The following is a 25,016-nucleotide window of genomic DNA, read 5'->3' on the forward strand; positions in this document are numbered from 1 at the left end:
GCTGTCACTTTCAGTCTCTCCATGGGTAAGCTTCAGAGGGGGGTGAGAGTTATCGTCGTAGATCAAGTAACTTGTTTCCCAAGGGGGTAACACCATACTGAGATTGACATGGCTGCCGACTGAGTTGTCGAAGTATTGCGTGAGATGATCTTCCATTCTTGCTGCCCAACTTTTACCGTCATTTCTCAAGGCTGAGGAGCTTCTACAATGTGTTCTGCTGAAGACTGCCGTGCCGTGCCGTGAATGCAGGGCAGGTAGTAAATATATAAAATCAGTATTTTTTGGTGTTCGTTTTTGGTCTTGATTGCATTTTTTATTATGAATCAGGTATCGTTATAATCAAGCGGGGGCTTTGAATTTGGCTTTCTATACTAAATACCTAAGGAATAGAGAGGATAAATTGTTGTTGGTTAACAGATTGAGAGAAAATTTTGTAGTATATGATGAAATTACCAAGCTTAAAAAGCAGTATGCTTTTTTTATGGCTTTTCTGAATTATATATTTGTTGCCTATATCGGATGGGCGGATGTTTTTTCATTGAATCTCAATGATTATGGACGCATGGGTAATGTCAGTTCTGCTTTATCATCAGGCATTGTTCTTCAAGTGTTGTTGTTTCTTGGAGTGCATTTCTGTATATTTTTCCTGATATATTATCTGATATCTCGAATATCCTGGTCTTTCATGGTTAAAGGTAGAGAATACTGGTTTTTTATAGTGATTCCTGCAATGTTTTGGTTGGTTGATTATTCTATTATAGGATATGCCATTAGAGAATATCCTTTTTTGTCGGTAAGTATGATGTCTGGTGGGATGGAATTAAATGGTTTTTATGAGAAGATATCATTTTACACTTCTTTATTTTTAATGATGATTTTTCTTGTTGGAAGTTTTATTCTTGTTAAAATACATCAAGAATATCGGGTATTTTTTATTGTTTTTTTCGGGTCCTTGTATCTTTCAACACCTTTCTGGAGTAATGAATCGGCAGCTAATAATACTGATATTTTAAATCCTCCTGAGAAAACCAATGTTATTTTTATTGGTATGGATTCTATATCAAAAAATCAGATTGAACATTATCGTTCAGATATGCCACATGTTTCTGAGTTTCTGGATGATAGTGTTGATTTTACCAGTGCGTATACTCCAATGGGAAGAACTTTTCCAGCGTGGAATGCAATATTGACAGGGAAGTATCCAGCAACGACTGGCATGAGATTTAATCTCGGTATTTTTGGAGATGATAAGTTCAATAAACATGTATATCCAGATTTGTTGTCAGTAATATTGAAAAAAGAAGGATACACTACTGTCTATGCACAGGATGAACGACGGTTTAATAATATTAATGAAGAATATGGTTTCGATAAGGTAGTTGGGCCTCTGGAAGGTGCTGTTGATTTTATCATACCCAGGTTTTCTGATAATCCATTTGCTACTTATTTTATGGACTCGGTGGCAGGTCGATATCTTTTCCCTAATATTTATAATAATCGAGTATCTCCGATAACCTATGTTCCAAAAAAGTTTTCAGAATCCGTTGTCAAAGAAGTCTTTAAGGTAAGATCAGGAAGTGATTCCCCACTGTTTTTGGCTGTTCATTTTTGTTTGGCACATTATCCTTATGCATGGAACAAATTGCCATTTGAGCTTTATGGCAAAGGAGAGGTTGAAATGCATCGCGCGGCTGCATATGAGCTGGACAAGCAATTCGATATCCTTATGTCAGGGTTGAAAAGGGCTGGAGTACTGGAGAATGCTATTGTCGTCTTGCTTTCAGACCATGGAGAGGGTATTGGTAGCCCCCAAACTTATGTCGACGGTGTAGACCCGGATCATCCTTCCCGGAATTTTTCCCGGATTCTTCGAGGCCATGGGAATACACTTTTGGTTGATGATCAAATTCATATCGTATTGAATGCAAAAAAATTCGGAGATGATTTAAGCACTCCAATGACAGTCAATGCTCCAGTATCATTGATTGATTTAAAACCAACTGTATTGGATTTTCTTGATATGTTTGATGCTGAATCATCAGATGGTATTTCTCTGAAAGGGATGATGTACGGAGAAATTAATGATGAGCCACGGATGATTAAAATGGAAACTGGAGTTTCGGTTGTGCCACCAAAACCAGGTGCCAGTGAAGAGGATTTGAAGAGATCTGTCGAGGATAATATTAAATATTATCGTATGGGTGAATCCGGTCGCCTTGAGATGAAAGATGAGTTTGCATATGACCGGGTAGTAATTAAACAATTTGGTGCGATCTCGGAAGAGTTTATGGCTTTGGCCGACTGTTCACTTCCATCTCCTAATGTGATTTATATAGATCGCAGCAACGATCAATATATTTCATCGTCAGATGTTCCCGATGATGTAAGAGTAAATATGATGGTAGAGCTAGAAGATTATATTAATAGACAGGATGACTGCTTGTTGAATGACGGCTCGAAATAGGAACATATTACTACAAAATAAATGCATGGAGAAAAGACAGGCTGTTTATTGAGCCTGTCCTTAAGGTATCTAAGAGAGATTCTCCCACACCTTCAAGCTCGGTTCGGCCTGGTTCAGTGTATAGAAATGCAGGCCGGGTGCACCACCAGCTAACAGGCGTTCGCACATCTGGGTGACGACCTCGGTACCAAATTGCCGAATGCTGTCGCTGTCATCGCCGTAGGCTTCCAGTTGTTTACGGATCCAGCGGGGCAGTTCAGCGCCACAACTGTCGGAAAAACGTGCCAGTTTGGTGTAGTTGGTGATCGGCATAATGCCCGGAATAATTGGAATATCGACACCCATGGCGCGTACCCGGTCAACAAACCAGAAGTAGCTGTCGGCATTGAAGAAGTATTGGGTGATGGCGTTATCGGCTCCAGCCTCGACCTTGCGGACGAAGTTTTTCAGGTCGTCTTCAAATGAGCGGGACTGGGGGTGTTTTTCCGGGTAAGCGGCCACATCCAGAGTGAACCAGTTGCCGGTTTCCTTGCGGATAAATTCGACCAGTTCATTGGCGTAGCGTAATTCGCTGCTGGCCAGTCCGGCACCGGATGGCAGGTCGCCTCGCAGGGTGACGATGCGGCGAATGCCCATATCCTTGTAGATCTGTAACAGGTCGCGGAGTGATGCGACGGAATCCCCAACGCAAGATAAATGCGGAGTGGCGGCGGCGCCGGTTTGCTGGATAGCTTCAACGATTGCCAGGGTGCGGTCACGGGTTGAACCACCGGCACCGTAGGTAACGGAGAAAAATTCCGGGTTGGCCTGGGCCAGTTGTTCTTGAACGGCCAGCAGTTTACGGGTGCCTTCCGCAGTTTTGGTCGGGAAGAATTCGAAACTCAGGGTGGTCATGTTATTCGCCTGACGTCAGACGCTCCATAATGTGAGTGGTTATCTCAGACGGCGGGTTGTGGCAGAGAGCGGGGCCGATCACGATTAGGATCAGGCCTCCGCTGTCCAGCGTCTGGTCTTAGTACTTGTAAGACTCTGGCTTGTAAGGGCCATCGGCTTTGACATTGATATAGGATGCCTGGGTGTCGGTCAGTCGGGTAATCACCCCACCAAAACCTTCAACCATGTCTTTGGCGACTTCTTCGTCGAGTTTTTTCGGCAGCACTTTCACGTAGACGCTTTCGGCTTTTTCAGCTTCCATCAGGTCGGCGAACTTGCGTTCAAACAGATAGATCTGAGCCAGTACCTGGTTGGCGAAGGAGCCATCCATGATGCGGGATGGGTGTCCGGTTGCGTTGCCGAGGTTCACCAGACGGCCTTCTGATAACAGAATCAAGTGGTCATCACTGGCTTTGTCGCGGTAGACCTTGTGTACCTGGGGTTTGATTTCGTCCCATTCCCAGTTGTCGCGCATATAGGCGGTGTCGATCTCGTTGTCGAAGTGACCAATGTTGCAAACGACGGCGCTGCGCTTCAGTTTTTGCAGCATGTTTTTGTCACACACGTTGACGTTACCAGTGGTGGTAACGATCAGGTCGGTTTTGCCCAGCAGGTCGCCGTCAACACAGTCCAGTTCACCGGTGTTGTTGCCGTCAATGTATGGCGAGACGACTTCAAAGCCGTCCATGCAGGCTTGCATGGCACAGATCGGGTCAACTTCAGACACCTTGACGATCATGCCTTCCTGACGCAGGGATGCCGCAGAGCCTTTGCCCACATCGCCGTAACCAATCACCAGCGCTTTTTTGCCGCTGAGCAAGTGGTCGGTGCCGCGTTTGATGGCATCGTTGAGGGAATGACGACAGCCGTATTTGTTATCGTTCTTGGATTTGGTGACCGAATCGTTGACGTTGATGGCCGGGACTTTCAGTTCGCCCTTGTCCAGCATCTCCAGCAAACGGTGAACACCGGTGGTGGTTTCTTCCGAGATGCCATGAATTGCGTCCAGCAGTTGCGGGAAGTCGCTGTGTACCATTGCGGTCAGGTCGCCGCCATCGTCCAGAATCATATTGGCATCCCATGGCTGGCCGCTGTCTTTGCCAGCCAGAATGGTTTGCTTGATGCACCAGAGGAATTCTTCTTCAGTTTCCCCTTTCCAGGCGAATACCGGGATGTCGGCGGCAGCAATAGCGGCAGCGGCGTGATCCTGGGTTGAGAAAATATTGCAGGAAGACCAGCGTACTTCGGCACCCAGATCGATCAGGGTTTCGATCAGCACGGCGGTCTGAATGGTCATGTGAATACAGCCCATGATCTTCGCACCGGCCAATGGCTGGGCTTCTTTGTATTTGCGACGTAACGCCATCAGCGCAGGCATTTCGCCTTCGGCGATCTGGATTTCTTTGCGGCCCCAGTCAGCCAGGGTGATATCGGCAACTTGGTAATCAGTAAAGCTCATGAGTGGTCCTCTGGTGGTGGACGACAAAGATCAGCGTCGATGCATCGATGCGGCTGACCTTTGTTGAATGATCAGATTGTGTTCCGCAGGCAGCGCAGAAGCGTCTGCCACGGAAAGAAAAATTACAGACCGGCGGCGGCTTTTAGCGTGGCGGCCTTGTCGGTTTTTTCCCAGGTGAAGTTGGGTTCTTCGCGACCGAAGTGACCATAAGCCGCGGTGGCGCGGTAGATCGGGCGGCGCAGGTCGAGCATGTCGATAATGCCTTGTGGGCGCAGGTCAAAGTGTTCGCGCACCAGTTCTGCGATGCGTTCTTCAGCGATGGTGTTGGTGCCGAAGGTATTGATGGCGATGGACGTCGGTTCGGCGACACCAATAGCGTAAGACACCTGGATCTCACACTTGTCGGCCAGTCCGGCTGCGACGATGTTTTTGGCAACGTAGCGACCGGCATAAGCAGCTGAGCGGTCAACCTTGGACGGGTCTTTGCCGGAGAAGGCACCGCCGCCGTGACGGGCAGCACCGCCGTAGGTATCGACGATAATCTTGCGGCCGGTCAGACCGCAGTCACCGACCGGGCCACCAATAACAAAGTTACCGGTCGGGTTGATGTGGTACAGGGTGTCGGTGTGTAGCCACTCGGCAGGCAGTACCGGTTTGAGAATCTCGTCCATTACCGCTTCACGCAGTACATCCAGGCTGATGCCTTCGTCGTGTTGGGTGGACAACACCACGGCATCGACGGCGACAGGCAGGCCGTTTTCGTAACGTAGGGTGACCTGTGATTTGGCATCCGGACGCAGCCAGCTCAGAGTGCCGTTTTTGCGCAGTTCGGCCTGTTTTTCCACCAGACGGTGGGCGTAATAAATGGCAGCAGGCATCAGTACCGGAGTTTCTTTGGTGGCATAACCAAACATCAATCCCTGATCGCCAGCCCCGAGGTCTTTGTTGTCACCTTCGTCAACGCCCATGGCGATGTCGGCGGACTGTTTGCCAATGGCGTTGATGACAGCACAGGAAGCACCATCAAAACCGACATCGGAGCTGTTGTAGCCGATGTCGAGAATGACGCCACGGATCAGGTCTTCGAGATCAACGTAAGTGCTGGTGCGGACTTCACCGGCGACAATCGCCATGCCGGTCTTGACCATGGTTTCAACGGCAACGCGGGCATAGGGATCATCTTTCAGGATGGCGTCCAGGACGGCATCGGAAATCTGGTCGGCCATTTTGTCCGGATGGCCTTCAGAGACCGACTCGGAGGTGAAAATTGAATATTCGCTCATGCTCTGAATCCTCAAAAATAACGGCAGGGCAGGCATCTGCTGTTATCGGGTTATTGGGTGTCACCTGGGGTATCAGGCGCGATAAAACAGCCGGAACTGGATCTGGAACCCGTTCCGCAAGCCGAGGTATTGACTCTGGCCTTCGTTCAAGCCGGACTCAACCGCCCAGGCGGTCAGGTCATCCGGTTCAAAGCCGAGCCAGAGATCCCCGCAGGATTCCCGTGCCCAGGCTTGTTGGTGCCGACAGAGGTCGGTTACCAAAAAACAGCCATCGTCGGTCAACAAGCGGGCGACGTCGGCAAAAATGGTTTTGGGTGCCGGTACGTGATGCAGCACCATATTGGCGACCACCAGGTCGAACTGATGACGGTGGCTCTCGGTAATGGCACTGCTGTCTCCCAGCTGGCAGGAGACATTGTCTAGCGGCTGCTGGTCGATGCGCTGTTGTGCTTTTTGCAGCATCGGTGCCGAAATATCCAGTGCCAATACCTGGTCAAAACGACGCGCCAGCGCGGGTAAAAATGCCCCTTCACCGGGGCCGATTTCCAGTGCTCGTCGGGTCGGTGTATCCATGGTCGTGATCAGTCGCTCCAGCGGTTCTCCGTACTGGTCGTAGGAGGCGATCAGATCTTGCTGCTGCTTGAACGCGGCGGCATTACGGGCAAAAAATTCGGCGCAGGCTGCTGCCCGGTTGGCCAGCACCTGCTGCAAGCGCTGTTCGACCCCGTTGTCTTGTGGATCGTTCAGTGCATCCAGCGTTGCCAGCGTCGTCGCCAGCCACTGGGTCCAGCGGTCGTGACTGGCCAGTAACGGGCGGCGATAAAAAATACTGTTGCCTTCCCGTTGATTGCTGACCAGGCGGGCCTGGGCCAGGATCTTCAGGTGATGGCTCATGCTGGACTGTTTGATATCCAGCAGCTCGCACAATTCCAGTACGCCAAAAGAACCACGCCCCAGCAGCTGCACAATGGCCAGTCGCAGCGGGTCGCCCAGGGCTTTGCAAGCATGGGCGATCTGTTCTGCATTGAGTTCGTTTCTGGCCGGAGCGGCAACAGGTGATACGTCGGTCTGTGTCATGGCAGGCATAGTAGCAGCTTGAAAAACTATATCAATATTTTTCAATATAGAAATCAAGGCCATGGCCTGTCTGTGATGGCAGGAATGGGCGCTTTGTGACTATGGTATTGATCCGGCACGATGACAGTCGCCCGAGAGCGGCTACCATGGCTGTTTGAGGCTCCGCCAACGTGCTTTAATCAAAGGATCGACCAAATCACTGAGCAGAGATTTCCCGGCTGCAAGACCAGCCGCAAACAACAAATACAATTTACTAACGAACCGTTTTCCGGAGGCATGATGCATCCCGTCGTTGAGCAGGTCACCAAGCGCATTATCAAACGTAGTCAACCCACTCGTCGTGCTTACCTGGCGCAAATGAAAGCGGCCGAAGAGCAAGGCGTTCATCGCGGTACCTTGTCGTGTGGCAATCTGGCCCATGGCTTTGCCGCCTGTAATACAGACGACAAGGCCGTACTGAAAATGGTCAACCAGGTCAATGTGGCCATGGTGTCGGCCTACAATGACATGCTGTCGGCGCACCAGCCGTTTGAGCGCTACCCGGATCAGATCCGTGACGCCATTCGGGAACTTGGCTCTGTGGCCCAGTTTGCAGGTGGGGTGCCGGCCATGTGTGACGGCGTGACCCAGGGGCAGCCGGGGATGGAGCTGTCGTTGTTCAGCCGGGATCTGATCGCCATGGCAACAGCGGTATCGCTGTCGCACAATATGTTTGATGCCGCGTTGTATCTGGGGGTATGCGACAAGATTGTTCCGGGCCTGCTAATGGGGGCGTTGCGGTTCGGGCATTTGCCCACCGTGTTTGTCCCTGCCGGGCCAATGCCTTCCGGCTTGCCGAACAAGGAAAAAGCCCGTATTCGCCAGGAATACGCCCAGGGCAAGATCGGTCGTGATGCCTTGCTGCAATGTGAATCCGATTCCTATCACAGCGCCGGTACCTGTACTTTTTACGGCACTGCCAACTCCAACCAGATGATGGTTGAGATCATGGGGCTGCACTTGCCCGGTTCTTCCTTTGTGAATCCGGGCACCGAATTACGTGAGCAGCTGACCCGTTATGCGGCGCAGCAAGCGGTACGCCTGACGGCTCCCAATGGTCGCTACACACCGCTGTATGAAATCGTCGATGAAAAATCGCTGGTGAACGGCATTGTGGCCTTGCTGGCCACTGGCGGTTCCACCAATCACACTATGCATATCATTGCCATTGCGGCAGCAGCTGGGGTGATTATTGACTGGCAGGACTTTTCCGATTTGTCCGATGTGGTGCCTCTGATTGCCCGGGTTTACCCCAATGGCGAAGCTGATATCAATCATTTTCATGCCGCAGGGGGTGTCGGTTATATCGTGCGGGAGTTACTCGGAGCCGGTTATTTGCACGACGATGTGATGACCATTATGGGCCATGGTTTGTCCCGTTATACCCAGGAGCCGTTTTTACAGGATGGCGAACTGGTCTGGCGCGAAGGCACAACCAGCTCGCTGGATGATCAGGTCTTGCGTCCGGCCGCGACGCCGTTCTCGGCCAATGGTGGCCTGAAGCTGATGCGTGGCAACCTTGGCCGTGGCGTGATCAAGGTCTCGGCGGTAGCAGAAGCACATCGAGTGGTCGAAGCTCCCGCCATTGTTTTTAACGACCAGGACGATCTGGCCGAGGCTTTCAAGCGCGGAGAACTGGAGAAAGATTTTATTGCGGTGGTGCGTTATCAGGGCCCCAACGCCATCGGCATGCCCGAGCTGCATAAACTGACGCCGTTTTTGGGCACGCTGCAAGACAAGGGCTTCAAGGTGGCGCTGGTGACCGACGGCCGTATGTCCGGAGCCTCCGGCAAAGTCCCGGCGGCGATCCATGTCTGGCCAGAAGCCCAACTGGGCGGGCCGTTGGCGCATGTGCAGGACGGCGACCGGATTCGTCTCGATGCCACGACCGGTGAGTTGTTATTGCTGGCAGAGGATGACCTCTGGTTGCAGCGCCCGGCCAGCGAACCGGCGGTGGTCAAGCAGCATGGGCTGGGTATGGGGCGTGAACTGTTTGGCCCGATGCGCAGCCAGGTGAACGAAGCCGAGCGGGGTGCCACGGTATTCTGCTTTAGTTCCGACACCGACCAGGTGCCGGAGCATCTGCAAGGTAACGGTTCGGAGGCTGGTCGTAATTCCGAGGTCGAGGCATGAAGCCGTTCGCCGATTATCCGGTGCCAGCGGCGGGTTTCGACGAGCCTGTGCTGGCCGGTGGGCATGTCTTGGTCGGGGATATCGGCGGCACCAACGCCCGTTTTGCCTTGGTGAAGCCCGGTAGCGTCACCCTCAGCCATATCCTGACGCTGGAAACTGCCGACTTTCCTGGCATCGAAGCCGCTATCCAGTGCTACAGCAGGCAGATGGGCGTCAGCGGTATTCATCGGGCCTGTCTGGCGTTGGCTTGCCCGGTGACTGACGACGATATTGTTATGACCAACAATCACTGGGTATTCCATCGTCAGCAACTGATGAATCACCTTGGCCTGCAGCAACTCAAACTGGTCAACGATTTTACCGCGATGGCGTTGGGTATGCTGCAGGTGCCGGGGCAGGATCTGGTCGATGTGCATATTGGCCATACGGCAGTCTGTCATTCACAGGCTGAGGGACATTGGTATGAACAGGGCACGCGGCTGGTGATTGGCCCGGGCACCGGCCTCGGAGTCTCAGGGCTGGTACCAGTACAAGGCGGCTGGGTACCGCTGTCTGGCGAAGGTGGTCACGTCAGCTTTGCACCGACCAGCGCGGCAGAATACGCCATTCTGCAAGGCATGCAGCAACGCTACGGCCGGGTATCGGTCGAGCGCCTGTTGTCTGGGCAGGGATTGCTGGACATGTATCAGATACTGGCGCAAATCCACGGGCTTGACGCTGAGTGTGCTACTCCAGCCAGCATCAGTCAGCAGGCACAACAAGACGAACACTCGTTAGGGCGTCGCACCCTGACGCATTTTTTTGAAATATTGGGAGCGGTTGTGGGTGATCAGGCACTGACGCTGGGTGCCCGTGGCGGTGTGTATTTGTGTGGCGGCATCTTGCCTCGTGTCAAAGAGCTGTTTTTGGCCAGCCAGTTTCATGCTGCGATGATTAACAAGGGCCGCTTTCAACACTATCTTGAAGACGTTCCGGTCTGGCTGTGTGTGGCCGATAACCCCGGATTGTTAGGAGCCGCCGCCGCGCTGGATAACAGCGAAGTACATGGCTGACGCTTGACGCTTGATAGTGGGCAGCCGCACAACGTCCAGAACCGGACAGCGGCTGACCCAGCGCAATTTGATCTCGCTTTTTTATTCCTCTTTTTTATCCCTCGTTTTTATTTACCCATCTGACTGCCTGAGCATCCTGCTCAGGTCAGGCGTAGCTGTCCTGTCTGTTCAACTCTCCAGATAAAACTACAACATAATCTAAATAATAATGATTTGTATTTAATTGCAAGGAAAGGTACGATTTGTTTTCTATACGTACTGATAAATAACTCAATAACAAGGGAGAGGCGTAATGAATCGTCTGTATTACTCGGTATTCCTGGCATCGTTGGCCTTGGCGGGATGTGGATCAGATTCTGACTCCTCAAAGGATACTGAGCTGCCGGAAGTGTTTAATATCACCCCGGCCGATCAGTCCATGGTGGCGACTGCGGCGGTGACGCTGGAAGGTAATGTCAGCGATAACGAGTCGGTCAGTGCCGTCACCGTGCTGCTGAATGGCGATCATGTGGTTGCGACACTGGATAACGACAGCTTCAGCGTCGATCTAACGCTGACCGACGGTGACAACGAGCTGGAAATCACCGTTACCGATGCCGCCGGTAATACCACCAGCGACACCCGCACGCTGATTCTCGATACACAAGCACCAGAATTGTCCTTTGTGTTTCCATCCAATGGTCATGCGACCCAGGCGCTGACGACGACGGTGCGTATCAATGCCACGGATAACCAGGCAGTGTCTGACGTCAGTGTCACCCTGGGTGATCAAACCGTCACGGCAGCAGCGGATGCCGACGATGGCCAATATCAGGCACGCTTGCTGCTGACACCTGGCAGCAACCACTATGAAGTCACCGCGACCGACACCGCCGGTAATCAGGTAGTGGAAACCCATACGGCGTATTTTGGTAAACCGGTGGCTGGTGGTAATGCGCACTCTGGCGCTATTCGTGCCGATGGCACCTACAGCTGGGGCCGCAACAACTACGGCCAGGCCGGGCTGGGTTTTGTGTCCAACCCGAGCTCTGACCTGAATGTGGATGAGCATCCGTATGCTCCGGTAATGATCACCACCGAGCCGACCTTTCTGTCCCTCGCCTTTGGGCAGAACACCTCAGCAGCGCTGGCCGATGACGGGACCATCTGGATGTGGGGTAATGGTGGCAGTGGCCAGCTGGGGCAGGGAGAGGCCGACTCGGATACCCTCAATGAAGACGATGCATCAACGCCGTTGCAGGTAGCCGGTATCACCGATGCGGTCGCAGTGACCCGGGGTTATAACCAGACGCTGGTCTTGCATCAGGATGGCACTGTCTCGGCGTTTGGCACCAACCGGTACGGCCAGTTGGGTGACGGCACCACGGAAGATCGGGATGTACCGGTGAAAGCGAATGTCAGCAATATCATCCAGATTGCATCCGGGGCTTCCTTCTCCCTGGCGGTGGATAGCGATGGGCGGGTCTGGAGCTGGGGCCAGAACAACTATGGCCAGCTCGGACTGGGCACCGAAGATACCGATGAGCACCCAACGCCCACGCAAATCAGCATCGATGAACCCATCGAAGCCGTTGTGGCCGGTAAAGGTCATGTCTTGGCGGTGGCCCAGAGCGGCGCCGTGTATGGCTGGGGTCTGAACTACAGCAGCCAGATAGGCCTGTACGACAATGACAATGTTGATCCGGACTGGCCAAAAGAAATCACCAGCCCGAAAAAACTGCCCTGGTTTGAGGATGCCGTTGCGGTATGGGCGGGAGGCAACCAGAGCTTTGCCGAACGAGAAGACGGCCAGGTCTATCCATGGGGACAAAACATGCTCGGCACCTTGGGGCTGGAGCAGGATGGCGACGTCAGTGAGCCATCATCATCAGTTTTTGGTTTCGATAATGTAGTGGATCTGGGTAATGGTGCCTTGCACACCATTGGTCAGCGTCAGGATGGCAGCGTGTTCTCCTGGGGCTGGAGCTTCCAGGGCTCTTTGGGCGGCGGAGAAGGCACCATTGATCTTTGGACCTATCGTGTACCTACTCTGGTGATGTCATCGGTCGAGCCATGAAAAACATCTTTTTCAAACATCAGCCCGACAAAGAGGCCGCCCATTGGGCGGCCACTTTGTTGTTGTCGACGTTGACACTGGTCAGCCTGAGTGGCTGTGGAGCGGATGGAACATCGGCGGATTCTGGCACAACCACGGAAGCGCCCGTCGATACAATCCCAGACCCAAGCACAGACCCGGACACCGAAGAGCCGCGAGAATGGCAAGCGGTGGGAGGCGCGGCAACGGTGACCTTCCAGGATGACCTGGCATTTCTGCAGTTTATTCCGGGGCTGGATCTTGCGACCGCGCCGACGGTGTCCCAGGGGCGGGAACTGTTTGTCGCTGATTGGACCGCGGCACCGGGCAGCCGGACTCTGCTGGATGGCCTCGGGCCGCTGTTTATTGCCTCTGCCTGCGACGACTGTCATCTGGTGTCTGGTCGTGCTGCCAGCCTGAATGACGATGGCACCACGTCACATGGGATTCTGTTCCGCCTGGGGACACTGGATGGCCAGCCCGATACTTATTTGGGTGGCCAGCTGCAAACATCGGCCACGGTTGGTGCTCCGGAAGGTCGCGTGACCTGGCAGGATATTGGACTGGGGCAGCCACAATTTCAGCTATCGGAAGCCGAGCACACGTTAGATGATGGCGTACAGCTGGGACCGCGCTTGTCCCCCCAACTGACCGGTGTGGGTTTGCTGGAGCTGGTGCCGGAAGCACAAATCCTGCAGTGGCATGACCCGGATGATCAGGATCAGGATGGTATTTCCGGCCGTGCCCATTCGCTGGAGCGGGAAGGGGTTGCCTGTCTCGGCCGTTTTGGCTGGAAAGCGGTGCAATGCACCCTGAGAGGCCAGAGCGCGGGGGCGTTGCATCAGGATATGGGGCTGACAACGCCGCTGAATCCGGCGGAACCCTGCACCGATCAGCAATCGATCTGCAGCGAACAGCCCAGTGGGGGCGACCCCGAAGTCAGCCTGGATAGTCTCAACGCCATTAATGATTTTCTGACACTGCTGGCGGTGTACGACCGCCGTATCGACGACCAGACACAGTTTGACCGTGGTGCCGATCTGTTTGAGCAGGTCGGCTGTGACGATTGTCATCGGCCGACACTGACCACCGGGGATACGTCAGCGTTCGAGCAGCTGAACCAGCAAACCATTTATGCCTATACCGACCTGCTGCTGCACGATATGGGGGAAGCACTCAGTGATGGCATGAAGGAAGGTGACGCCGGTGACCGCGAGTGGAAAACTCCACCGCTGTGGGGACTGGGGCTGATCGAAGGGAATGGCGACTCGCGTTTTTTGCATGATGGCCGTGCCGAAACGCTGGTGGAAGCCATTAACTGGCACGGAGGTGAAGCCGAGGCTGCCCGGCAAGCCTGGGAAGCACTGCAAGAAACCGGGCAACAGGATCTGCTGGTATTTTTGCGGGGGATCTGACCAGCGACCATCCCGGCGGATGTCATCGTGACGATGGCATCCGGAGTACCGGGGCGGTGAACGGACTTGGCCGGCTTTAGCCTGCTTCCGCCACATCGGCGAGCTGGCGGTATTCGCTCATCACCTGGCTGATCCAGCGGCTGACCCGGTCGTCAGTGAGATCAAATTGCTGGTCTTCATCAATGGCCAGGCCACAGAACTGCTTGCCGTCTGACAGCGTCGCCAGCGAGGCGTCAAATTCATAGCCTGTGGTTGGCCAGTAACCGGCAAACCGGGCACCGGACAGTTGCAGATGGTTATGCAGCCAGCCCATGGCATCAACAAAATAATCGCCATAACCAAACTGATCCCCGAGACCGTAAAGCGCCACCACCGGTCGGCTCAGATCCAGTTGCGGCAAGATCTCTTCCATATCATCCCAGTCGGCCTGAATGCCGCCAAAGTCCCAGGTCGGAATACCCAGTATCAGCAGATCATAGTTACTGAAGGTTTCCGGGTCGGCCTCAGTAATGTTGTAAATCTCGGCGGTGATATTGTACTGCTGAAGCTGGTCGGCCATGCGGTGTGCGATGTCCTCGGTGTTGCCGGTGTCGGTGCCAAAAATGATGCCGGTGCGGATGTTGGTCATGACGTGTTGCTCTCAGAGAATGAAATTAATGCCCGGATAAGCGATATCGGGTTGACGTTTTAATGAATGCTAATCATTATCATTAATAAATCAACCCTGAACATCAATTCTTTGTTTCTGTGGTGGCCGGCAATGGCTGAGTGCAGAACTGACGACAACTTATCGGTCCAAACCGGATGCAGGAGCATGTAAATGGCCAGTCAACAAGCAATGGATAACTACCTGGAACTGATCTCGATGCGTCATGCCGTGCGATATGGCACAGAGCCAGACAGCCCGGGAAATATTCAGCGCTGGCTGGATCTGGAAGAAATTGTTTTTCCACGTAGCTGCAACTGCATCAAACGGCGTGTTTACCGCCGCGAATATGATTTGTTGCTGGAAGCCATTGCCGATGAACTGGTGCCGGAAAACTGGCGGCAGCTGTGTATGGACTACAGCCATCATCCACTGAATGGCCTGTCGTCGATTGCCTCCAAGCCCCATCAGCGGCGTTCAGTTAATCGCTTGCAATGGCAGTTACGCACCATTGCCGGCTACAGCCTGGAATATTCTGCAGGATGACGATTTTGTTGAGTTACAAGCCAAGGAGAACAGCATGAATTATCGTACCGTTACAGACAGCATGGGTGAGTTACAAGTACCGGAGGCGGCACTGTGGGGCGCACAAACCCAGCGCGCCATCAATAACTTCCCCATCAGCGGCCGCAGTCTGCCTCAGCCTTTTATCACCTCCTTGCTGTTGGCCAAGTCAGCGGCAGCCCGGGCCAACAGTCAGTTGGGGCTGCTGGAGAGCGACATTGCTGCCGCGATTGTAGGTGCTGTGGATCAACTGTTGGCCGATGAGGCTCTGATGACTCACTTTCCGGTGGACGTCTTCCAGACCGGCTCCGGTACCAGCACCAATATGAACGCCAACGAAGTGATTGCGACGCTGGCGAGCCGCTCGTTGGGCCAGACCGTGAGTGCCAATGATCACGTTAATTGTGGCCAGAGCAGTAACGATATTATTCCAAGCAGTATTCATATCAGTGCCGCAATCACGCTCAGTGATGTATTGATTCCGGCGCTGGATCATCTGTACCGGGAAATACGCAGCAAGGCCGCCAGTGTGGACGGCTACGTCAAAACCGGCCGTACCCATCTGATGGACGCCATGCCGGTACGTCTGAGCCAGAGCCTGGGGGCCTGGGCGGAGCAGATTCGCAGCTGCCGCAAGAACCTGGACCATCAATTGACCCAGCTGCTGCGTCTGGCGCAGGGAGGAACCGCGGTAGGTACCGGAGTGAATGCGCATCCGGAATTTGCCGAGTTGTTTAACCATGAACTGAGCAAGTTAACCGGTTTACCGTTCCAGCCTGGCCCGGACCTGTTTATGTTGATCAGCTCGCAGGACGTGGCAGTACAAACCTCTGCGTCGATCAAAACCCTGGCTGTCGCCCTGATGAAAATCGCCAATGACTTGCGTTGGATGAACTCTGGCCCACTGGCAGGGTTGGGAGAAATTGAACTGGAAGCACTGCAGCCTGGTTCATCGATTATGCCGGGCAAGGTCAATCCGGTGATCCCCGAAGCCACGGCCATGGTGGCGGCCCAGATTATTGGCAACGATACTGCCATTACCATCGGTGGCCAATCTGGCAATTTTGAGTTGAATGTCATGCTGCCATTGATTGCGTTTAATCTGCTGGGCAGTATTGAGCTGGCCGCCAATGCATCACACTTGCTGGCCGACAAGGCCATTGCCACCTTTACCGTGAACGAAGCCAATCTGCAGCAGGCGCTGGCGCGTAATCCGATTCTGGTGACTGCGCTGAATCCGATTGTGGGTTATATGAAAGCGGCAGAGATTGCCAAGCAGGCGTATAAAGAAAAACGGCCGGTACTGGACGTGGCGGACGAGCAAACCAATTTGGGGCGGGCTGAGCTGGAGCGATTACTGGATCCGGCGAAGCTGACCCAGGGCGGCATCTGACGACAAACAGCGGGTGCCACACTGACGGGGCAAAACGATGAACCGGGCATCCCGTAAACGTAATGTGACTGGGCAGGATATGCCGGACGGCTGGGTTTTCTGGATTGAATCCGGACAACGAACGCTGCTGGCTGGCAATCCGCAGCAAGCCTGCGACGATTTCCATAAGGCGTTGAGTCTGGGTTATGCGGAACTGGATGCCGCCGCCCGGTTGTCAGAGCCGGCCTTGCTAGCGGTCGTGGCCCCCTTGCTGAATCTGGTGGACGCTTATCTGGAAGCTGGACGAGCCGAAATGGCGCTGGTCAAACTGAGCCGCTGCACGGAGCTGGTGGCCAGGCTGTGGTCGCAAGCCACTACCGTAGATCAGCGTTTACAGGTGCAGTCCGCCAGGGACCTGTTGCTACTGGAATGGCCGCAACTGGAGCGGCGAATGTGCCGCCTGCGGCCGCATTTTGCCGCGTTCTTTAGCGCTCAAGTGTGGCATTGAGAGGGAGCTGTTGAGAAGGGAACTCAGGTGGTCATAGGGTCGCCGTCACAACCCATGGATTCCGGACCATGGGCCATAAATAAAAAGCATGGCCCTGTCCGGCAAGACGGTGGGGTTCGGTGTGGGGTTATGTAGTGAGGTATTGTCCCTGAACCTGATTCAGGGACACCGGCTTACTTACTTCAGGTCTTCGTAAGGCAAACCCACGTACTGCTCCGCAATGACCTTGCGACCATTGTCTGAACCCAGATAATAATTCAGCTCCGATTCCATAAAGCGTTTGTACATCAAGGGTTCCATATTGTTGCCCCCGGACAGGTCGTCACCAAAATCGTGCATCATGCTGGTCATCCACCAGCTGAAGCGTTCACCGTTCCAGACCCGGCGCAAGGCAATATCGGAGTACTGTGTGATACAGCTCTTGTCGCCTTCCTTGTAAACCCGAACCATGATCTTGCACAGCGTGGCCACATCGGAGGCGGCCAGGTTTAGCCCTTTGGCACCGGTAGGTGGCACGATATGGGCGGCGTCTCCGACCAGAAACAGATTGCCGTATTGCATCGGTTCACACACAAACGAGCGTAATGGCGCGATGCTTTTTTCAATGCTCGGGCCGGTTTCCATATTGGCGGCGATATCTGCGGGCAGGCGTTTTTTTATCTCGGTCCAGAAGCGTTCGTCGCTCCAGTCATCGATATTGTCGGTTAACGGTACTTGCAGGTAATAGCGTGAACGGGTGGCGGAGCGCTGACTGGCCAGGGCAAAACCGCGATCACTCATGGCATAGATCAGTTCGTGGTTACAGGGGGGGACATCGGCCATAAAACCGAGCCAGCCAAACGGGTAAACACGTTCGTGCTCGGTACGGACTTCGGCTGGAATCGTCTGGCGGGATACGCCGTGAAAACCGTCGCAACCGGCAATGTAATCACAGTCGAGGCGGTATTCTTCACCCTTATGTACAAATGTGACATAGGGGGCATCGCTTTTTACATCGTGAGGTGTGGCGTCGCTGGCGTTGTAGTAGGTCGGTAAGTCCAGGGCCTGACGTGCTTCAATCAAGTCCCGGGTAATTTCGACCTGGCCGTAACACATCACCGTGTCGCCTCCGGTCAGCCCTTTCAGGTCAATGCGGGTGCGCTCGCCGTTCATCGACAGTTCAAAACCTTCGTGGATATGACCTTCGGCATCCATACGTTCCGCGACCCCGGCTTCCCGTACCAGGTCAACAAAACCTTGTTCCAGAATACCCGCCCGAATGCGGCCAAGGATGTAGTCGCCATCAACGCGGTCAATAATCACGTTATCAATGCCGTGTTTGTGTAACAGCTGGCCCAGCAGCAAACCGGATGGGCCGGAGCCAATGATGGCTACCTGAGTCGTTATAGTTTTCATGTTTGCCTCAACTGAATAGTGTCTGGTATCGGCTGCATGATGGACAAGACTGATCAGATCCTGAATGGAGGATAGTGATTATCACTGGTACTTTTTTGACATCATTTGGGGAGGAGTCCGGTGTGTCAGGATGGTTTTGACTGCGTTGGGTTCGATCGTCACCCATTCAGATTGCTGGGGAATAGGGTTGAGATTACTGGGGTTTTCAGGGGCTGGTGTGGGTGGCCTGGGGTTGATGGCTATTGGGCTGGTTGTGGCTGGTTCTGTTGCGGGCTGGTTGTCGGCCATAACAAAAAGTAACCCGTTGTGACCCATAATCGATGAAAAAAATCTCTGGTATCTCAAAAAGTTATGGCAGCAAGCGGTAATTCGATGGCTTTTTACACGCAGCGTATGGTGTTTTCAATATATGTACAGCCTTTCTGATAAGGCTGTACGACACTGGAGGGGTTGATTGACTGACGCTTGTTTGACAGCAGAGCAACCGTTGGAGAACGAAAACAATAAATAATAAAGGCGTAAACATGAAGAAGCATACATTAGCTTTGGCTATTGCATCATCCGTACTGGCATCCGCTGCCAGTGCAGGACAAGTCGCTGAAATGAATGGCGTCACCTACAGCGTTGGCGGTTACATCAAGGCAGAAGGCGTGTTTAACCGTCCGGATGCCGATGCCGCTAACGATGTCAGTAATTCTTTTGATGCGACTGCTCGTCAGTCTCGTCTGAATTTCAAAACCGAGCGTGTTGTGGATGGCCATAAAATCACGACCTTTATTGAGGGTGACTTTTACGGCGGTTATTTCAACTCTTCAACTTATGACTGGCGTTTGCGTCACGCTTATATGCAAATCGATAAGGTTACTCTGGGACAAACCTGGAGTGGTGCTTTCTTTGCAACTGCTCCAATGGATGCTGCCCAGGTTAACTTCTGGGGTCCTGGTCTTGGTACGATTGGTGGTAACGGCGGTACCATTCGCCCGAACCTGGTGATGCACTACACCTCTGGCCCGGTTCGTATCAGCTTGCAAGACCCTGTGAATACCGGTGCGGCTTTCCCGGACATGGTGGCGGCTTATACCCAACGTTTTGAAGGTGGCTCCGGCTACACTGTCGCGGCGGTTGGCCGTGATGTCGCTCAGGGTGATGGCTCCAACAACGACGATGAAAACTCCGTATTTGGTGGTGGTTTCTCTTTCGCCGGTAAACTGGGTATGGGTGATGTCACTCTGTACGGCAGTGCTTACACTGGTAAAGGCCTGGGCGTTTACACCGGTTTTGGTGTTGCAGGAGCTTATGGTGGGAAAAACTCCGATGCGGAAGATGGCAAGCTGGTACAACAAACCGGTTATACCGCCGCAGTGGCTTACCAGGTTAACGAAAAAACCAAAGCCACCATTCGTATGGCCCACATTGGTGTCGATGATGACGCTGACAGCGAGCTGAATGCCATGAATGCCAACGTGATCTACAACTACACCAAGGGTCTGGATCTGGGGGTTGAATTCCGTAAGCAGGACGTGGGTACATTAAACAACACCAGCACTTTCCCTAACATCCGTCCGAAGGGTAAGCAGCTGGAAGTGATGGCCATTTACAAGTTCTGATCCCGGAGCCGGGCAGCAGCGGTTGTGGTGTGCTGTCCGGCCGGGCCTGACGCGCTGTTTGAAAAACAGCTCCGTCAATGTGTTTGTTATCGTTGTTCTGCAAACAAGAGTGGCCACGCTCTTGTTACAACAGGAAACCGGGCTTGCCCGGTTTTTTTGTGTCTGTCTGTGGGTAGGGTGAGGATAAAAGGCGTGTGGTTTTTGACGAACCAGGTGCTCCATTCAGAGCTCCATTCAGTCAGTAGCTCCATCCAGTAGCCCAGAGTGAGCTCCGGATTAAATACCGGATTAAATAGATGCCCCCGCTGGAGCAGTGGCATCTTGCTGGCGGCGTTTGCGCAGTGTCTCAGAGGGTGATTCGCCATACTGTTCGCGGAAGTAAGCGGCAAAACGACTGAGGTTGGTAAAGCCGTAGCGGGTCGCGATATGAGTGATGTTGTGCTCTGGGCAGTGCTGGATATCGGCGTAGGCGGCTTCAAGTTTACGGTGGCGGATAAATACCGAGGGTGTGATCCCCAACTCCCGATTAAACAGGTTGTAGAGAGTTTTGACGCTGACCTTGCAGGCAGAAGCAATATCACGGAGATCAAAATCTTCGGTGATATGGGTCATCACCAGCTGCCGTACCTGTTCAATTTGCGGGTGTTTGCTGATGGTTGGCTGTCCGGGTTGTTGTTGCTGGATCGTGACACTGTCCAGCAGGGTATCGTATAACAGCTGTTCATAGCAGCGCCGGGTGGCCGCAGTGATCGGGCGTGAGGCCGAAGCTCGCATCGCCTGCAGAATATGATAAAGCGCTTCTGGCAGGGCGTCATCGGTATCAGAAAGCTGCAAGGTGAGGTCAGCCGTATTGCTATTGTGATCCTGGGAATACCCCATCGCGGCCAGGGCTTGCAGCAACTCCGGGGCCGGAATGGATAACGTCATCACCCGGCAGCCTGGTGGATAACCCAGCACTAGCGCCGTGCCCGGATTCAGCAAGCATCCAGTATGGGTTGGCGACTCTGGTTGCCTGGTGTTGTGCGGATTTTCAGGGTGACTTTCGATCACCAGCAACAACAGATAACTGTCGGCACTGGTGCGGCAGAGCAGTTCGGTCTGCTCAACAAAGAGCAGCTCGGAAATCATCAGTTTGCCAAACAATTTGCACTCGTGTTGCTGCAGCGCCGGTACGGCAGCGGTGTGAGTATCCGCGCCCGGGCGTAACAAGAGAGCTGCCCCTGAACGGTTGTCCAGTCGCCACCGTGGCAGCGATGGATTGTCCGGTTCTGACGGGTAGGGAACCAGTGTCAGGGTAGCGGGCAGGGACATCGATGTATCAGGCATAAATCCCCTAGTACTATGTGGTTGAATCCCTGAATACCGTCAGCATGCTGCTGGTACTTAAATGACATACTGATTGTCCGGTGCATCCATCGATCGGCACAGCAGCGCGAGTCGCGCCTGTTTTTCTGTCGGCCAGTATGCCTGCAACATCTTGGCTTGTGCTACTCATCCGGTATTCCAATTTTCTCCGAGTGCTATTTGTTTTTGCTATAGCCTGAAGCTGTTGCGAGTGCTGCCAACAGCTTCTGATCACGCTGTTCGGCCAACATGACCGAGCCACGGCTGGCTGCTCAGAGTCAGCCGGATTTTATCCATAATAAGCTAAAAAGAGGCTGTTTATGGGGGTTTGTCGGGTTTTTTGCTGGCTGTTGATGGGATATTAAAAGGCTATTTATGAGATGTTGACAGGCTGGTTTGTACCATCAAAAGCGTTGTCTAATAACGTTAAAAACAGAAGAAATTGCCATCGATAGATAACCTCTATGCAAAAAATGAATGGCTCTTATGCTTATTTAATTATCTGCATGGCGGCTCGGGATGCTAGCTTGATGCCGTTGATCAAGTTGCTGTTTAGTAACTGCCAGTTGCCATGATCCAGTGAGTGTACTGGTGCCAATAAGGATGAATTACATCCAGACAAAAATGTCGGTCAAACCCTCAGACAGTTCCTGGGGTGCATGATTTTGCTGGTGGCAAGATATGCCCGATAAAAATAACAAGGTGACAAACAATGAAATTGAAAAAGCTGCTCCTGACGTTGAGCCTTACCGTTGCTGGTATGGCAACCTTGAACACCCAGGCTGCTGAACCTGAATTTACCTTCAAGTTACATCACTTCCTGACGCCGTTGTCCGCGGCTCACCAAAAAATGATGGTGCCCTGGGCCAACAAGGTGATGGCAGAGTCCGATGGCCGTATCAAAATCGATATTTATCCGGCAATGCAGTTGGGTGGCAAACCGCCGCAGCTGTTTGACCAGGCCCGTAAAGGCGTAGCCGATATTGTCTGGACAGTCGGTGGTTATACTCCGGGCCGTTTCTCGAAAGCTGGTGTGTTTGAATTGCCCTTTATGCCCGCCAGTGCCGAAGCAACCAGTATGGCGATGCAGGAGTATGCCGAAACAGAAATGCAGGATGAGCTGAGCGATGTGCATTTGCTGGCCATTCATACCCATGCTCCGGGTGCACTGCATTCCCGTGACGTGCTGATCAAGACCACTGCGGATATGGAAGGCCTGAAAATGCGGGCACCCAACAAAGCGATGGCTGAAGCCTTCAGTCTGGTCGGCGGTTCCCCGGTATTTATGCCGGTGCCAGCCCTGCCGAGTGCCTTGTCCAAAGGGGTTGTGGATGTAGCGGTGATGCCGTTTGAGGTGGTTAACCCGCTAAAAATACAGCAGTTGGCACCCAACCATACCGAGATCAAGGGTGAACACGGTCTGTATACCCAGTTCTTCCTCTTTACCATGAACAAGAAAGCCTACGCGAAATTACCCGCGGATTTAAAACAGGTGATCGATAACAACTCCGGTATCAACGAAGCCCGCCGTTTGGGTCATGCCATGGACCTGGCCGAGCTGCCGGGATATGCCGCTTCTGAAGCAGAAAACAACCCCTTCTATACCCTGACAGAGGAAGAAACGGCTCGCTGGAAGCAAACCATGCAACCGGTGACTGACGACTGGATAGAAGATATGAATGACGACGGCGAAAATGGTACAGCACTGTACAAAAAAGCCGTTAGCCTGATCAAAAAATACCAGCAGGTCGTTAGTGGCTCATGACTGATATATCCCTGACCCAGCCAGTCTGGCTGGAACAGGTACGTCTCGGTATGGCATGGCTGTCCCGTCAGTTCGCACTGTTGGGCGGTTTTTTAATGCTGATGTTGGCCACCATGACGGTGATCAGCATCACCGGTCGTACGCTGTTTGGTGCTGCTATCGAAGGTGATTACGAGCTGGTGGAAGCTGGCCTGGGTATAACCGTCTTTCTGTTTTTACCGGAAGGCCACCGTTGTAACGGCCATGTGGTGGTGGATATTTTCACCAATAACCTGGCCCCGCGATCCGTCGCCTTGCTGGAAACGGTGGGGGAAGTGTTTTTCCTGATCGTATCACTGGTGCTGATCTGGCAGCTGACGCTGGGCGGTATCGATGCCTATGAGTATATGGAGCAGAGTATGCTTCTGGAACTGCCGCTCTGGATTGTGTTTGTACCGGGCGTATTGTCTTCCGCCCTGATTGCCCTGACGAGCCTTGATCGTATCGTCACTTTTGTACGTGGAGCCGGGAAATGAGCAATGTAGAACTGGCCTTTGCCATGATGGCATTGCTGATGGTGTTGATGGCGCTGCGTATTCCGATCGCGCTGTCGATGATGGCCTGTGGCGCTCTGGGTTATGGCCTGCTGGCCGGGCCGGAGTCGGTGCTGAACTATATGGGCACGGTACCGGTGTCCAAGTTTTCCACCTTCGACCTGTCGGTGGTACCGTTATTCTTGCTGATGGGCGAACTGGCCACCCGTGCCGGTATTACCCGTGAACTGTTTCGTACCTGCAACGTCTGGGTCGGACAGTTAAGAGGCGGTTTGGCGATGGCGTCGATTTCCGGCTGTGCCGCGTTCGGAGCGATTTGTGGTTCCTCACTGGCCACTGCCTCCACCATGGGCAAGGTCGCCTTGCCAGAAATGAAAGCCAATAATTATCAGCCGGGTCTGGCTGCCGGAGCGCTGGCGGCAGGGGGAACCCTGGGGATTCTGATTCCGCCATCAATGGTGCTGATTATCTTCTCGGTACTGACCGAACAAAATATCGCCAAAATGTTTCTGGCGGCCTTTGTTCCGGGTTTTATGGCGGCGTTCGGCTATATGCTGGCGATTGCGATTTATGTACGACTGAAACCGGACTCCGGCCCGGCCGGGCCAAAAACCACGTGGGCGCAGAAATTTCGTTCCACCGGTGATGTCTGGCATATTTCGGTGATATTTCTGATTGTTCTGGGCGGTATTTATGCCGGTATTTTTACCCCTACCGAAGCCGCCTCTGTCGGGGTGATCCTGACGGCCATTCTGGCTTTTACCCATGGCAAGATGCGGTTGGCGGATTTTCGCGACAGCATTCTTAAAACGGCGGTATCGACGGCGATGATTTTTTTCATCCTGTTGGGTGCCGACCTGTTCAGCGTTTTTATTGCGCTGACGCAGTTACCCTCATTGGGTGCCGATATGATTCTGGCTGCCGACCTGTCGCCGTATCTGGTACTGACAATCATGTTGCTGACCTATCTGATTCTGGGCTGTTTTATGGACAGCCTGGCGATGATCTTGCTGACCATTCCGATCTACTACCCGATTATTGCGGTGATGGATTTTGGTATGCCGGCGGAAGATCTGGGCATCTGGTTTGGTATTATTGCGCTGGTGGTGGTTGAAGTCGGTTTGATTACGCCGCCGGTAGGCATGAACGTATTTATCATCAAGTCCTTCGACAAGGATTTGCTGATGACGGATGCATTCAAGGGCGTGATTCCGTTCCTGCTCTCGGATATCTTGCGGGTAATTCTGATGATCATCTTCCCGGGCATCACCTTGTGGGCGGTGCATTTGCTGGGCTGATACCGGATTCTGCTTGTTGGTTATTCCGCTGGTTAAAAGACAGTGTGTGTTTTTC

At 53.2% G+C, this 25,016-nt stretch carries 19 protein-coding genes; 12 read left to right on the plus strand and 7 right to left on the minus strand.

Annotation, left to right across the window (positions count from 1 at the left end):
- Positions 1-403 precede the first annotated feature (403 nt).
- Positions 404-2,464 carry a sulfatase-like hydrolase/transferase gene (locus Q8W32_RS15485; protein WP_305415568.1) on the plus strand — a complete coding sequence of 687 codons (2,061 nt, stop codon included), beginning with the start codon at positions 404-406 and terminating at the stop codon, positions 2,462-2,464.
- A gap of 69 nt (positions 2,465-2,533) precedes the next feature.
- Here the strand turns inward: Q8W32_RS15485 and metF are convergent, their stop codons facing one another.
- The 4 genes from metF to Q8W32_RS15505 all read right to left on the minus strand — a co-directional run bounded on the left by metF (position 2,534) and on the right by Q8W32_RS15505 (position 7,225).
- Positions 2,534-3,358 carry a methylenetetrahydrofolate reductase [NAD(P)H] gene (metF, locus tag Q8W32_RS15490; RefSeq protein WP_305415569.1) on the minus strand — a complete coding sequence of 275 codons (825 nt, stop codon included), beginning with the start codon at positions 3,356-3,358 and terminating at the stop codon, positions 2,534-2,536.
- Positions 3,359-3,476: 118 nt separating this feature from the next.
- Positions 3,477-4,856 carry an adenosylhomocysteinase gene (ahcY, locus tag Q8W32_RS15495; RefSeq protein ID WP_305415570.1) on the minus strand — a complete coding sequence of 460 codons (1,380 nt, stop codon included), beginning with the start codon at positions 4,854-4,856 and terminating at the stop codon, positions 3,477-3,479.
- Positions 4,857-4,978: 122 nt separating this feature from the next.
- A complete protein-coding gene (metK, locus tag Q8W32_RS15500; protein ID WP_305415571.1) occupies positions 4,979-6,139 on the minus strand; it encodes a methionine adenosyltransferase in 1,161 nt (386 codons plus the stop codon).
- Positions 6,140-6,211: 72 nt separating this feature from the next.
- Positions 6,212-7,225 (minus strand): metalloregulator ArsR/SmtB family transcription factor, encoded by a 1,014-nt coding sequence (locus tag Q8W32_RS15505; protein WP_303434442.1) that lies wholly within the window; start codon positions 7,223-7,225, stop codon positions 6,212-6,214.
- Between the two features lie 270 nt (positions 7,226-7,495).
- Here Q8W32_RS15505 and edd point away from each other — a divergent pair, with 270 nt between their 5' ends.
- From edd to Q8W32_RS15525, 4 genes are all read left to right on the plus strand, one after another.
- Complete coding sequence (edd, locus tag Q8W32_RS15510) at positions 7,496-9,388, plus strand: phosphogluconate dehydratase (RefSeq protein WP_303434469.1); 1,893 nt, start codon at positions 7,496-7,498, stop codon at positions 9,386-9,388.
- Positions 9,385-10,440 carry a glucokinase gene (gene glk, locus Q8W32_RS15515; protein WP_305415572.1) on the plus strand — a complete coding sequence of 352 codons (1,056 nt, stop codon included), beginning with the start codon at positions 9,385-9,387 and terminating at the stop codon, positions 10,438-10,440. The genes edd and glk overlap by 4 nt, the downstream gene beginning before the upstream one ends.
- Positions 10,441-10,732: 292 nt before the next feature.
- Complete coding sequence (locus Q8W32_RS15520) at positions 10,733-12,496, plus strand: Ig-like domain-containing protein (protein ID WP_305415573.1); 1,764 nt, start codon at positions 10,733-10,735, stop codon at positions 12,494-12,496.
- The gene (locus Q8W32_RS15525; protein WP_305415574.1) at positions 12,493-13,929 is read left to right on the plus strand and encodes a di-heme oxidoredictase family protein; all 1,437 of its coding nucleotides are present in this window, start codon (positions 12,493-12,495) and stop codon (positions 13,927-13,929) included. Before Q8W32_RS15520 ends, Q8W32_RS15525 begins: the two co-directional genes overlap by 4 nt.
- A 76-nt stretch (positions 13,930-14,005) precedes the next feature.
- Here the strand turns inward: Q8W32_RS15525 and Q8W32_RS15530 are convergent, their stop codons facing one another.
- Positions 14,006-14,557 (minus strand): flavodoxin, encoded by a 552-nt coding sequence (locus Q8W32_RS15530; protein WP_305415575.1) that lies wholly within the window; start codon positions 14,555-14,557, stop codon positions 14,006-14,008.
- Positions 14,558-14,749: 192 nt separating this feature from the next.
- Between Q8W32_RS15530 and Q8W32_RS15535 the strand changes: the two genes are divergently transcribed.
- From Q8W32_RS15535 to Q8W32_RS15545, 3 genes are read left to right on the plus strand one after another with little or no spacing between them, the layout of a single operon-like run.
- The gene (locus Q8W32_RS15535) at positions 14,750-15,121 is read left to right on the plus strand and encodes a hypothetical protein (protein ID WP_303434447.1); all 372 of its coding nucleotides are present in this window, start codon (positions 14,750-14,752) and stop codon (positions 15,119-15,121) included.
- Between the two features lie 34 nt (positions 15,122-15,155).
- On the plus strand, positions 15,156-16,532 hold the full coding sequence (locus Q8W32_RS15540; protein ID WP_303434448.1) for a lyase family protein: 1,377 nt from the start codon (positions 15,156-15,158) through the stop codon (positions 16,530-16,532).
- 37 nt (positions 16,533-16,569) lie between these two features.
- Complete coding sequence (locus Q8W32_RS15545; RefSeq protein ID WP_305415576.1) at positions 16,570-17,019, plus strand: hypothetical protein; 450 nt, start codon at positions 16,570-16,572, stop codon at positions 17,017-17,019.
- 177 nt (positions 17,020-17,196) lie between these two features.
- Here the strand turns inward: Q8W32_RS15545 and pobA are convergent, their stop codons facing one another.
- Positions 17,197-18,405: a 4-hydroxybenzoate 3-monooxygenase gene (pobA, locus tag Q8W32_RS15550; RefSeq protein ID WP_305415586.1), complete on the minus strand. Its 1,209-nt coding sequence runs from the start codon at positions 18,403-18,405 to the stop codon at positions 17,197-17,199.
- A 533-nt stretch (positions 18,406-18,938) separates the two neighbouring features.
- On the opposite strand from pobA, the gene Q8W32_RS15555 reads away from it, so the two are divergent.
- Entirely contained in the window at positions 18,939-20,021 is a 1,083-nt protein-coding gene (locus Q8W32_RS15555; RefSeq protein ID WP_305415577.1) for a hypothetical protein, read from the plus strand.
- Positions 20,022-20,309: 288 nt separating this feature from the next.
- On the opposite strand, the gene Q8W32_RS15560 is transcribed toward Q8W32_RS15555, so the two are convergent.
- Positions 20,310-21,347 carry a helix-turn-helix domain-containing protein gene (locus Q8W32_RS15560; protein WP_305415578.1) on the minus strand — a complete coding sequence of 346 codons (1,038 nt, stop codon included), beginning with the start codon at positions 21,345-21,347 and terminating at the stop codon, positions 20,310-20,312.
- Positions 21,348-22,077: 730 nt separating this feature from the next.
- Between Q8W32_RS15560 and Q8W32_RS15565 the strand changes: the two genes are divergently transcribed.
- The 3 genes from Q8W32_RS15565 to Q8W32_RS15575 are packed head-to-tail and all read left to right on the plus strand — an operon-like array spanning position 22,078 to position 24,961.
- Positions 22,078-23,130, plus strand: coding sequence for a TRAP transporter substrate-binding protein (locus tag Q8W32_RS15565; protein WP_303434452.1), 1,053 nt, complete (start codon positions 22,078-22,080; stop codon positions 23,128-23,130).
- Positions 23,127-23,645 carry a TRAP transporter small permease gene (locus Q8W32_RS15570; RefSeq protein ID WP_305415579.1) on the plus strand — a complete coding sequence of 173 codons (519 nt, stop codon included), beginning with the start codon at positions 23,127-23,129 and terminating at the stop codon, positions 23,643-23,645. The genes Q8W32_RS15565 and Q8W32_RS15570 overlap by 4 nt, the downstream gene beginning before the upstream one ends.
- On the plus strand, positions 23,642-24,961 hold the full coding sequence (locus Q8W32_RS15575; protein WP_305415580.1) for a TRAP transporter large permease: 1,320 nt from the start codon (positions 23,642-23,644) through the stop codon (positions 24,959-24,961). The genes Q8W32_RS15570 and Q8W32_RS15575 overlap by 4 nt, the downstream gene beginning before the upstream one ends.
- The last annotated feature ends 55 nt before the right edge of the window (positions 24,962-25,016 follow it).

The sequence above is a fragment of the Oceanobacter sp. 3_MG-2023 genome (assembly GCF_030688925.1).
Classification (GTDB): domain Bacteria; phylum Pseudomonadota; class Gammaproteobacteria; order Pseudomonadales; family Oceanobacteraceae; genus Oceanobacter.

Bases quoted from the DNA above. Each gene is read 5' to 3' on its own strand.
- glk (WP_305415572.1), top strand. From the start codon at position 9,385: ATGAAGCCGTTCGCCGATTATCCGGTGCCAGCGGCGGGTTTCGACGAG.
- Q8W32_RS15535 (WP_303434447.1), top strand. From the start codon at position 14,750: ATGGCCAGTCAACAAGCAATGGATAACTACCTGGAACTGATCTCGATG.
- Q8W32_RS15555 (WP_305415577.1), top strand. From the start codon at position 18,939: ATGAAGAAGCATACATTAGCTTTGGCTATTGCATCATCCGTACTGGCA.
- Q8W32_RS15575 (WP_305415580.1), top strand. From the start codon at position 23,642: ATGAGCAATGTAGAACTGGCCTTTGCCATGATGGCATTGCTGATGGTG.
- Q8W32_RS15540 (WP_303434448.1), top strand. From the start codon at position 15,156: ATGAATTATCGTACCGTTACAGACAGCATGGGTGAGTTACAAGTACCG.
- Q8W32_RS15560 (WP_305415578.1), bottom strand. From the start codon at position 21,347: ATGCCTGATACATCGATGTCCCTGCCCGCTACCCTGACACTGGTTCCC.
- Q8W32_RS15530 (WP_305415575.1), bottom strand. From the start codon at position 14,557: ATGACCAACATCCGCACCGGCATCATTTTTGGCACCGACACCGGCAAC.
- Q8W32_RS15565 (WP_303434452.1), top strand. From the start codon at position 22,078: ATGAAATTGAAAAAGCTGCTCCTGACGTTGAGCCTTACCGTTGCTGGT.
- Q8W32_RS15545 (WP_305415576.1), top strand. From the start codon at position 16,570: ATGAACCGGGCATCCCGTAAACGTAATGTGACTGGGCAGGATATGCCG.
- Q8W32_RS15570 (WP_305415579.1), top strand. From the start codon at position 23,127: ATGACTGATATATCCCTGACCCAGCCAGTCTGGCTGGAACAGGTACGT.
- Q8W32_RS15520 (WP_305415573.1), top strand. From the start codon at position 10,733: ATGAATCGTCTGTATTACTCGGTATTCCTGGCATCGTTGGCCTTGGCG.
- ahcY (WP_305415570.1), bottom strand. From the start codon at position 4,856: ATGAGCTTTACTGATTACCAAGTTGCCGATATCACCCTGGCTGACTGG.
- Q8W32_RS15505 (WP_303434442.1), bottom strand. From the start codon at position 7,225: ATGCCTGCCATGACACAGACCGACGTATCACCTGTTGCCGCTCCGGCC.
- metF (WP_305415569.1), bottom strand. From the start codon at position 3,358: ATGACCACCCTGAGTTTCGAATTCTTCCCGACCAAAACTGCGGAAGGC.
- edd (WP_303434469.1), top strand. From the start codon at position 7,496: ATGCATCCCGTCGTTGAGCAGGTCACCAAGCGCATTATCAAACGTAGT.
- metK (WP_305415571.1), bottom strand. From the start codon at position 6,139: ATGAGCGAATATTCAATTTTCACCTCCGAGTCGGTCTCTGAAGGCCAT.
- Q8W32_RS15525 (WP_305415574.1), top strand. From the start codon at position 12,493: ATGAAAAACATCTTTTTCAAACATCAGCCCGACAAAGAGGCCGCCCAT.